Here is a 10,204-nt window from a genome sequence, read left to right on the forward strand (position 1 = left end):
GCGGATCTGGTAGGCCGTGCGCAGGGCTTCGTCGCCCAGTGCCGCCACCTTGGCGATCAGCTCTTCATCCTTGGCTGGAGCGACCCAGTCCCAGACGGGCTTGCCGGCTTCGCGCACCAGCTCGTGGATGGCGTCGATGGCGATGCGGCCTTGCTCGTGGCCAAAGACCACGGCGCCCAGCATCACGTCTTCAGGCAGTTGCTGCGCCTCGGACTCCACCATCAGCACGGCGGCTTCGGTGCCGGCCACGACCAGATCCATCTGCGAATCCTTGCGCTGGGTCTGACCGGGGTTGAGCACGTACTCGCCATTGATGTAGCCCACGCGGGCGGCACCGATGGGGCCATTGAAGGGAATGCCCGACACGGACAGGGCAGCCGAGGTGGCGATCAGAGCGGCGATGTCGGCATCGACTTCGGGGTTCAGCGACACGGTGTGGATGACCACGTGCACGTCGTTGTAGAAACCTTCGGGGAACAGCGGGCGGATCGGGCGGTCGATCAGGCGGCTGGTCAGGGTTTCGAGTTCGCTGGGCTTGGCTTCGCGCTTGAAGAAGCTGCCGGGGATCTTGCCTGCGGCGTAGGTCTTCTCGATGTAATCGACGGTCAGCGGGAAGAAGTCCTGGCCGGACTTGGCCTGCTTGGACGCCACCACGGTGGCCAGCACCACGGTGTCATCGATGTTGACCAGCACGGCGCCGGAAGCCTGGCGGGCGATCTCGCCGGTTTCCATGGTGACCGTGTGCTGGCCCCACTGGAAGGTCTTGGTGACTTTGTTGAAGATGGACATTGTTGCTCCTTTGGAATGGGTGGACCGATGCACTCATCGGGCCATGATGGAGAGCAATTCAGAACACGATGCCATTCCAGTGCTGGATTCACTGCTATCAAATCAGCAGCACTGGAATGACACAGCTTCGCTCTGTCTTGCATTCTCCGAAGTAAAAAACGCCTGAGCTAGACAGGCTAACTCAGGCGTTTTGATCTCCCACCGTGCTTACTTGCGCAGGCCCAGCTTGGCGATCAGTGCGGTGTAGCGATCAGCGTCCTTGGACTTGAGGTAGTCCAGCAGCTTGCGACGACGGCTCACCATGCGCAGCAGGCCGCGACGACCGTGGTGGTCCTTGGCGTGTTGCTTGAAGTGAGGGGTCAGCTCGTTGATGCGTGCGGTCAGCAGGGCCACTTGCACTTCTGGGCTGCCAGTATCGTTGGCAGAGCGTGCGTTGGACTTGACGACTTCAGCCTTCACGGAAGATGCGATCATTTTTTTCCTTTGAAATTGGCCCCTCACAGACAAAAGCAGGGAGGCAGCCTTGGTTACTTGCGCCGGGACTGGAAAGGCCCCGACGTGCGTCTTGCACCATGCAAAACCCTGGGATTATAACAAGCGCGCCCTGTCCAGCATCCATACATGCTTTGTGGCCCCACACCGCGCAGGCCGACAGCCCGCCCAGAATGCCGCGAAGCCTGCAGACATTCATAGATCACGGGAGGGCAACACCATGGCAACGCGTTTTTCATTCACTGCTGCAACCTGGCGCGCACATCGGCAGCAATGCGCCCTGCTGAGCCTGGTCGCGGCCCTATGCCTGGCCCTGCCGGCCCAGGCGAGCCCTCACCGCTCCGACACATCGGCCGCGCAAGGCACCAAGCGCAAAAAAGGCGGACAGCGGGTCCGTATTCCACCCCAGCGCAGCAGTTCCGAGGAATCACCCGAACAACGCGACAAGCGGCTGTACCGCGAATGCCAGGGCCGGCACAACGCCGGGGCATGCGCCGGATATACCCGGCCGCCACCCGGCAGACAGCGGCGCTGAGCGTTCCCCCCAACAAAAAACAGTCCTACCCCGGAGTTCGATAGCGGCAAAGCCGGCAATACCTTGTCACCATTGGATTTTTTGACGCATCGTCATGCCGGATGACCCTGCACCAACGGCACGACTCCTAATTGTTGAGGACAGAAACAGATTTGTCTGAAAGACATGTACGAACAACCCCAATAGATTGAGCGGCACGCAAACACAACCAGCGCTTCGCAAGCAGATCGACGGGGAGGGATTCAAGACATGTCATCGACCTGGTCTCAGGCCCACCCGGGCGCAAAAGGCTTCACGGCCATCGAGCTGATGGTGGTCGTCGCCATCCTCGCCGTGCTCACCACGCTGGCAGCCCCCAGCTTCCACCTCATCATCGAGCGATGGCGCGTTCGCCAGACCGTGGAGGGCCTGCAGTCGACGCTGCAATACGCGCGCTCCGAAGCCGTCCGGCGCGGGGGCGGCGTCTTCATCCAGAAACTACCCCAAGGCACCAACGGCTGCACTCTGGCTGCACGTCACGCGGACTGGGGCTGTGGCTGGGTAGTGTTCGTTGACCGCAATGGCAACAAGCGCTGGGATCCCCGGGAAGAACTACAGCGCTTCGACACTCCCGCTCGCACCCTTGTCATCCGCTCCAGATCCGCCGCCATCATCAGTGTGGACCGATGGGGACAAATGGGTGGATTCACGGCCATGGGCTTCGCCGTCGCCCCGTCTTCCGCCGGCCTCGTCTCTGCTGCAGCGAAAGGCATCTGCGTTTCGTCCGGCGGACGTATCCGGGTGGTCGGCCGGGAGGGCATTCCATGCGCCTGACAAGCACCCACGCTCGGCACGCCAAAGGCTTCACCCTGATCGAAACCCTGGTTGCCACCGTCGTCACGGCCCTGGGTGTTCTGGGAATCCTGAGCCTGCAGATGCGCACCCTGGCCGACACCCAAAGCGGCGTGCGCCGCGCTCAGGCCATCCGGTTGATCGAAGACTTCAGCGAGCGCACCCACGCCAACCCCAATTCTCTCGGGCAGATGAGCAACTACGAATCCGATTGGGATCACACCCCTGAATCCACCGCCGACTGCAGCGCCACACCATGCGACCCAGAAACGCTGGCCAGCTACAACCTCGCGCTGTGGAAGGCTTCCGTTCATCAACTGCTGCCAGGCGGAGCCGCCAAGGTCTTCCCTGCAACAGACGACACCAGCAACGGACGCCATCTGGGCATCGTGATCAGCTGGCGTGAAAACGAGAAATCCAGCAAAGCCGGCTACAAAAAACCCCTCGGACTCCATAGGGATGGCACACACGGCGACGAAGCCATGGCCTGCCCCACCGGCAGAACCTGCCACCTGCAATACATAGCGCTCAGCGCTCGTTGCGCGCCATATCTTGCCAACAACGCAGTCCAGTTCTTCTGCGCAAGCCCATGAAGCACAACCACATCGCCGCCGCAACCCTGGTGCAGCCTGGTCAACGGGGCCTGAGCCTGGTCGAACTGCTGGTGGGCCTTCTCCTGGGAATGTTGATCATCGCAGTGGCCCTGGGTGCACTCATGGCATCACGCGCCGTCTCCGGCACCGTCAGCGATGCCAGCCAGCTGCAGCAGCAGGCATCCCACATCTTCCGCGTCATGGGCCGCCAGATCCGGCAGGCGGGGTCTCTTCGGCTGCTTCTCTCGTCTGCAAAAAAGGGAACAGACACCGTTGACGTGGCGGACCCCGTTGCATTCGAGGCGAGCGCACAAGATTTCGACCCTGCGCACGACACCATCCTGGGCCTTGATGCGCCAGGCCGCGCTCAATACAAGCTCACCGTGGGCTACAGCAACTACACGCAACCGCTGCACGGCTCGGCCATCGAAACTTCACTGCAGCGCAATTGCCTGGGCCAGGCCAACAGCCACAACCTGATCCTGAGCCGCTTTGCGCTGGACGCCCGCAAAAACACCCTGCGCTGCACCGGAGCACCCTCTGCGGGAGCCCAGCCACTGGCCCAGAACGTCGCCAACTTCCAGGTGCGCTATCTGATCCAGTCGCCGAAAGGTGATGCACGCCTGCAGTACGTCAACGCAGCCGCCGTGGGCCAGGACTGGTCACGCGTAGTTGCCGCGGAGGTCTGTCTGGTGCTTTTCGGAACCGAAGTCATCAACATGCCTGCCGACAGCCGCTACACCGATTGCGCAAGCAGTGACGGCACAGCTGAATCCATCGACATGACCACGCTGCCGGCGCCCAGGACCCGGCGCCTGCACATGGTCTTTCGCAGCGTGTATCAGTTGCGCAGCCAGGGGATGGCTGGATGACCGCCAAGGCAGCAGGCATGCGGCATGCCCACACCTGTGCCGCGCAGCGTCAGAAAGGCGTCGCACTGTTTATCGTGATCACCCTGGTCATGCTTTCCATGCTGCTGGCACTTTGGGCATCGCGCAGCGCCCTGTTCAACGAGATGTTCGTGGGCAACGATGCCGACTACCAACGCGCCCTCGAAGCTGCACAGGCATTGCTGCAGGATGCCGAACTGGACATTCGAGGCGAACAGGCCAACGGCGCCGCCTGCATCGCCAACAGCAGCCAGCCATCCGTCTGCCGCAACGCTGCAACCATCACCCAGTTTCCCCAGGAAACCCATCAGGTAGGTCTGCTGCTGGCCAACCTGAACCGAGCCACCCCCACAAGCTGCCGAGACGCCCTGTGCACCAAGCGCACAGGGCCTCAGGACTTCTGGAACAACGTGGACGAGACCAAAGGGATCACGTTGAGCCAGATGACCGCCACCGATGTAGCCGCACGCTACGGCCAGTTCACGGGCGCCATTTCTGAGGGCAAGAGCAATCCCATCCTGGCAAGCCGTGAGACAGGAAAGGGGGGTTGGTACTGGATAGAGATCCTGCCCTATGACGCCAACGCAGGGAACTCAGGCCTCATCGCCAACGACTCTCCACGTCTGGCCCTCTACATGCAGCCCCAGGTGGTCTATCGCATCACAGCCATCGCTCACGGTCGCAAGAACGGTACCCAGGTGGTGCTGCAACAGACCTATGTCCGCCAGAAGCGCCGCGACTGATTCAGAACGCCTGACATGCCTTATCTCTTCCACCCTGGGTTCCGCCCCCTCCTGCTGCCAGCAGTGATCGCCGCACTCCTGGCCGCGCAAAACAGCCAGGCCCAACGTTTCTCTGAGGCAGGCACGCCAGTTTCCCCGGCGCCAAGAGAAGACAAAGAATTTGCCACGCCCATTGAAGACTGCCCGACAGGCCAGCCAGCCAATGCCAAGGGCCGCAGCAGCTCCGCCACTTCCAACGGCAGCGTGATTGCACAGGCAGGCGTGGACATATTCACGGCCCGCTACAGCGCCAAAGCCGCCTGGAGCGGCTGGATCAACGCAGAAACGGTCCAAGCCGACGGGAGCATCACCGCAGCAGCCGGCTGGCAAGGCAAAAGCACGGCTGACCACCTGGATGCACTCAGTGATCAACAGGTACTCAATGAACGCCTGATCCTGACCTGGAGTGACAGACTGCAAAGGGGCGTGTCTTTCCAATGGCATGAGCTGGACCGCCCCCAGAAGGCGTCTTTCGGCGTCGATGCCGAAGGCAGGGCAGACAAACTGGGCAAGCACAGGTTCAACTTCATACGTGGCGACCGCCGCATGGAAGCTGCGGGACAACCGCTGCGCCCTGACCCAGCCCACCCTTTTCGCCAACGCGGCTCGCGCCAGGGCGATATCGTCAACTCCCAGATCTGGCACACCGGCCGCCCCGTGGACAACTCGCCTTTGCCGGGCTACGCGGCCTATGCGCTCGCCCAGCAGAAGCGCCAGCCCATGATTTACGTGGGCGGCAACGACGGCATGCTGCACGGCTTTTCTGCCACTGACGGCAGCGAGAAGATCGCCTACATCCCCCGTGGCGTGATTTCGGGGCTGGCACGCCTTTCCGACCTCGACTACGACACCCGGCACCGCTACTTCGTGGACGGCTCTGCCATGAGCGGCGACATCAACTCAGGCAGCCATGCATCCCCGCAGTGGCGCACCGTGCTGGCAGGCATGCCGGGCGCCGGTGCCAAAGGCTACTTTGTGCTGGACATCACGCACCCAGAGGCTTTCAACGAACACGGCGCCGGCACGCTGGTCCTGCTGGACCGCACCCAGACCCGCAACAGCGATCCCGGTGACTGCGCCATCTCCGCCGACCTCTGGCAGCGCACCACTTGCCAGGAAGACAAGGACCTGGGCCATATCCTTGCGGCCCCCGTGCGCGACGATGCCAACCCGCAACGCAGCATCCAGATCACGCAGTTGAACAACAACCGCTGGGCTCTGGTGACAGGCAACGGCTACCACAGCATCAACCAGCGACCCGTGCTGCTGATCCAGTACCTCGATGGCAACCAGGAGCTGCTGCGCATCGTGGCCACAGGCGACATCCCCACCGGCACCACACCGGATACCACCAACAATGGGCTCTCCGCCCCACGCCTCGTGGACATCAATGGCGATGGCCGGCCCGATGTGGTCTATGCGGGCGACCTCCAGGGCAATCTGTGGAAATTCATCATCGCCAGCGATGCCTCCTCCGCTTGGGGCATGGCCTTCAACGGCCGGCCGCTGTACACCGCCATGGGTGGCAGTTCGCCAACGGCCTCTCGCGCACTGCGCCAGCCCATTACCGCCCCTGCATCCGTACGCGCCAATGACCGGTACAGCGTCACCACAGAACCCTCGGGAAGCAATGAACGCGTGACTGTGGGCGGCATGATGGTGGCATTCGGCACAGGACGCAACATCACCCAGCAGGACACTGGCAACACGGCGGTGCAGAGCATCTATTCCATCCTCGACAACACCCGCTACAAGCTGCTCGCGGACGGCCGCATACAGCCTTGCACGGGTGACCCGGACTCTGAGTGCAAGCTGCCTGCAGGGCAGCGTCCAGCCCCCGTATCCGGCATCGGTGAGCTGGCCAAACGCTCGGTGAGCCATCAGACGCAAGGGGCCATCGACCATGGCACCTGGCGAGTGGACTCCACCACCGACCTCGACTGGACGCGGCACAAAGGCTGGTACATGGACCTTCCCCTGTCAGGTGAGCGGCTGCTCAAGCCGATGAGCTTCTACGACGGCAGCAATCTCCTCGCGATCTACAGCCAGATACCCGCCAGATCCTCCAGGCGCCCTGGTGAAACCACAAGCCCCGCTGACGCCTGCAATATGAGCGAGGAAAGCCAATTTCTGACGCTCATGAACATCATGGATGGCAAGCGGCCCAGTGTTCAATTGATGGACAGCAACGGCGACGGCGTCTACGACACGGCGGATCAGGAAGCCTCGCGCACAACCGTCTCCGGGGGATCCCAGATATTGCTCAACAAAGGCCATCACGCCATTGGCTACGACACCGATGGCCGCCGCAACGTCCTCGCCCGCATGCCCGAGCAATCCCTGCGCCCCAGCTGGCGCCAAATGAAATGAGCCGCATGATGCGCCGCCCTCCATCCCCGGGCTTCACACTCATAGAACTCATGATCGTCGTGGCCGTCATAGTCATCCTCGGCACCGTCGCCGTGCCCAGCTACAACGAATACATCCGCGGAGTCCACCGCGCCGATGCCCGCGCCGGCCTGCTGCAGGCCCAGCAATGGCTGGAGCGCGCAGCCACGGCTATGGGCGCCTATCCGACGACGCTGCCCGCAGAGATGACCTGGAGCAGCGATCCCGGCAAGCGCTACACCCTGGGCTTCGCAGCCGGCAACACCAACGCGGCCTATACGCTGGTGGCAACGCGTCGTGGATTGCAGGCGGGCGACCGGTGTGGGGATTTCACGCTTATGCACACGGGCATACGGGGACTGCAGGGAGATGGGATCGCGGTGACTGCGCCACTGGTGGCGGAGTGCTGGTAGATAGCTCGGCTGCTGTGCACGCGCCTTGCCGCCCCTGCACGTGTTTCTCTCTGCAACGGGTAATGCACGGCATTGCCCGCACCTGTCCAGTCTGACGGAAGCATTCCCGGACCATTCGTCCCAATCAAGCCTCCATTCATCCATGTTGCCCATCCTGGGTCCGCAGGCGCGACCTAGGATGCGTGCATGTCCGCCTTTCCGCCAATCCGCCGTGTACAAAGGCCCTTCGTCCATGGTTTCACCGCCATCGAATTGATGGTGACCATTGCCATCGTGGCCATACTCGCGGCCCTTGCCGCACCCAGTTTCAATCCGTTGCTGGAGCGCTGGCGCGTTCGCAACGGCACGGAAGCCATGGTCAGCGCCCTTTACTTCGCGCGCTCCGAAGCCCTCAAGCGCGGGGGCAACATCCAGATCAAAAAGACACCCGACAGTACCGATGGCTGCACACAGGCGCCCACCAACGAGGATTGGGGCTGCGGATGGGGGGTCTACAGCGCAGACGACAGCGGCACGCTGACCCTGCTGCGATCCTTTGCCGTACCCACGCGCATACAGGTCAGCATCAAGGACAGCAGTGGCGCCATACAGATAGACCGCTGGGGTGCCGTGACGGGCGTGAGCGCCAAGGGCGTCAGCGTCACACCTGTCGGTGGTGACAACTCGTCCCCCGCTGCCCAGGGCATTTGCGTCGCTGCGGGCGGCCGAGTCAAAGTGATTGGGAACCCACCATGCTGAAGCACCGAAGCCACCGCCTGCAGCGGGGATTAAGCCTGCTGGAGTCATTAATCGCCATTCTCGTCATGGCCTTGGGCGTGCTCGGCATCCTCGGATTGCAGATGCGCACCCTGGCAGACACCCAGTCCAGCTTCCGCCGCACCCAGGCCATACGTCTGATCGAGGACCTCAGCGAACGAATACAGATCAATCCCGACGGATTGCGCAGCCTGAGCAGCTATGCCAGCACCTGGAATGACAAAAATCTGACCGACCCGCAATGTACCGACTGCGCTCCCGGTGCGCTGGCACAGCGCGACATCCTGGAGTGGAAGAAATCCGTTGCCAACACTCTGCCCAATGGGGACGCATCGGTCTTCTTGGCTGCAGATGAGACCAGCGATGGCAACCGTCGCCAACTGGGAGTGATGATCGCTTGGCGTGCCAATGAACGCGCGGCCAAGAAGAGCGACGGCACGGACGACTCCAGCTATGGCCAACCTCTCGCTCCGGCCGATACCGGCTCTGCCAATGTGTCATGTCCGTCCGGCGCCCTGTGCCATCTCCAGTACATCCAGCCGGTAGCGCGATGCATCCCCTTTTTGCAGGGAGATGCCAGCGCGCGGACCGTGTACTGCCCCTGAAACACCATGCACAGCCTCCTATACAACTCTTCCCGTGCCAAGCACCGCCAGCAGGGCCTGTCGCTGCTGGAACTCATGGTGGGCATCACCATCGGCCTGCTCACCATTGCCGTGGCGCTGGGCGCGCTCATGGCGACCCGTGGCATCTCGGGCACCGTCAGCGAGGCCAGCCAGATGCAGCAGCAGGCCGCCTACGCCTTCCGCGTGATCGGCATGCAACTGCGCCAGGCCGGCTCGGTCGAGCTCAACCTGGCCTATGGTCGCTCCAGGACCGATCAGGCAACCAATCTGCCCCAGCCCATGGAGCCTGTGGTCTTCGAAGCCAACGTTGATCGCGCCAGCAAGACCCTGGCGGGCGTGGACAGCCCTGGCAGCAGCGAGTTCAAGCTCAGCACCGGCTACATGAACTACCAGGAGCTGAACTACGGATCTGACACTGCGGCATCCTTCTTTCGCAACTGCCTCGGTGAAGGCGCTTCAGACACATTGATAACGAGCCGTTTCGCCCTCAGGAGTGGGGAACTTGTCTGCAATGGCGGAGGCACCAATACCCAGCCCCTGATTTCGAATGTCAGCGATTTCCGCGTTACTTACTTGGTGCAGGACAACACGGGATCGAACGCGGCCTCTCCCTCCATGTCTTTCAAAACCGCCACCGAGGTCGGTGATGCGAACTGGTCCAAGGTGTTCGGCGTACAGGTCTGCCTTGAACTGACGGGCACAGAAAAAATAGACACCGTTGGCAGCAAATACACCAACTGTGCCGGTACGGCCACGGACCGTGGCAATAAATTGCGCATGGTATTTCGCAATACCTATCAGATACGCAGCCAGGGCAAGCCCGCATAGAAAATGAAAACCATCCACCCGCGCCCACGAAACCAGCAGGGCATTGCCCTGTATACCGTGCTCATCATTGTCGTTTTGTCCATGCTGCTGGCGTTATGGGCTTCGCGCACGGCATGGTTCAGCGAAATTGTGCTGGGCAATGACGTGGATTACCAGCGCACGTTCGAGGCAGCTCAGGCCATGCTGCAGGACGCAGAGCAGGACCTGTCTCTTATACACATCTAAAAGAGGGGGGGGGGGGGGGGGGGGGGGGGGGGGGGGGGGGGGGGGGGGGGGGGGGG

General features: G+C 62.2%; 11 protein-coding genes and 2 pseudogenes. 11 read left to right on the top strand and 2 right to left on the bottom strand.

The features are described from left to right. Positions 1 to 789, bottom strand: a pseudogene (locus JHD82_RS27450) (polyribonucleotide nucleotidyltransferase); the annotation flags it as partial. 207 nt (positions 790 to 996) lie between these two features. Next, positions 997 to 1,263, bottom strand: coding sequence for a 30S ribosomal protein S15 (gene rpsO, locus JHD82_RS27455; protein WP_012206984.1), 267 nt, complete (start codon positions 1,261 to 1,263; stop codon positions 997 to 999). Positions 1,264 to 1,501: 238 nt separating this feature from the next. Between rpsO and JHD82_RS30000 the strand changes: the two genes are divergently transcribed. From JHD82_RS30000 to JHD82_RS30005, 11 genes and pseudogenes are all read left to right on the top strand, one after another. Beyond that, entirely contained in the window at positions 1,502 to 1,816 is a 315-nt protein-coding gene (locus tag JHD82_RS30000; protein ID WP_233174917.1) for a hypothetical protein, read from the top strand. 249 nt (positions 1,817 to 2,065) lie between these two features. After that, the gene (locus tag JHD82_RS27460; protein WP_012206986.1) at positions 2,066 to 2,629 is read left to right on the top strand and encodes a GspH/FimT family pseudopilin; all 564 of its coding nucleotides are present in this window, start codon (positions 2,066 to 2,068) and stop codon (positions 2,627 to 2,629) included. Further along, the gene (gene pilV, locus JHD82_RS27465) at positions 2,620 to 3,240 is read left to right on the top strand and encodes a type IV pilus modification protein PilV (protein WP_199139952.1); all 621 of its coding nucleotides are present in this window, start codon (positions 2,620 to 2,622) and stop codon (positions 3,238 to 3,240) included. Before JHD82_RS27460 ends, pilV (JHD82_RS27465) begins: the two co-directional genes overlap by 10 nt. After that, the gene (locus JHD82_RS27470; RefSeq protein ID WP_199139954.1) at positions 3,237 to 4,112 is read left to right on the top strand and encodes a PilW family protein; all 876 of its coding nucleotides are present in this window, start codon (positions 3,237 to 3,239) and stop codon (positions 4,110 to 4,112) included. The genes pilV (JHD82_RS27465) and JHD82_RS27470 overlap by 4 nt, the downstream gene beginning before the upstream one ends. After that, positions 4,109 to 4,873: a pilus assembly protein gene (locus tag JHD82_RS27475; protein WP_199139956.1), complete on the top strand. Its 765-nt coding sequence runs from the start codon at positions 4,109 to 4,111 to the stop codon at positions 4,871 to 4,873. Before JHD82_RS27470 ends, JHD82_RS27475 begins: the two co-directional genes overlap by 4 nt. A gap of 15 nt (positions 4,874 to 4,888) precedes the next feature. Then, positions 4,889 to 7,282 (top strand): pilus assembly protein, encoded by a 2,394-nt coding sequence (locus JHD82_RS27480; protein ID WP_199139958.1) that lies wholly within the window; start codon positions 4,889 to 4,891, stop codon positions 7,280 to 7,282. 8 nt (positions 7,283 to 7,290) lie between these two features. Further along, the gene (locus JHD82_RS27485) at positions 7,291 to 7,713 is read left to right on the top strand and encodes a type IV pilin protein (RefSeq protein WP_199139966.1); all 423 of its coding nucleotides are present in this window, start codon (positions 7,291 to 7,293) and stop codon (positions 7,711 to 7,713) included. Positions 7,714 to 7,899: 186 nt separating this feature from the next. Then, complete coding sequence (locus JHD82_RS27490; RefSeq protein ID WP_199139960.1) at positions 7,900 to 8,451, top strand: GspH/FimT family pseudopilin; 552 nt, start codon at positions 7,900 to 7,902, stop codon at positions 8,449 to 8,451. Next, positions 8,445 to 9,074 carry a type IV pilus modification protein PilV gene (gene pilV, locus JHD82_RS27495; protein ID WP_199139962.1) on the top strand — a complete coding sequence of 210 codons (630 nt, stop codon included), beginning with the start codon at positions 8,445 to 8,447 and terminating at the stop codon, positions 9,072 to 9,074. The genes JHD82_RS27490 and pilV (JHD82_RS27495) overlap by 7 nt, the downstream gene beginning before the upstream one ends. Positions 9,075 to 9,080: 6 nt before the next feature. Then, positions 9,081 to 9,923, top strand: coding sequence for a PilW family protein (locus JHD82_RS27500; RefSeq protein ID WP_199139964.1), 843 nt, complete (start codon positions 9,081 to 9,083; stop codon positions 9,921 to 9,923). A gap of 3 nt (positions 9,924 to 9,926) precedes the next feature. After that, positions 9,927 to 10,130, top strand: a pseudogene (locus tag JHD82_RS30005) (PilX N-terminal domain-containing pilus assembly protein); the annotation flags it as partial. Positions 10,131 to 10,204 lie beyond the last annotated feature (74 nt).

The organism is Delftia sp. ASV31 (assembly GCF_016428765.1).
Lineage (GTDB): Bacteria > Pseudomonadota > Gammaproteobacteria > Burkholderiales > Burkholderiaceae_C > Comamonas > Comamonas acidovorans.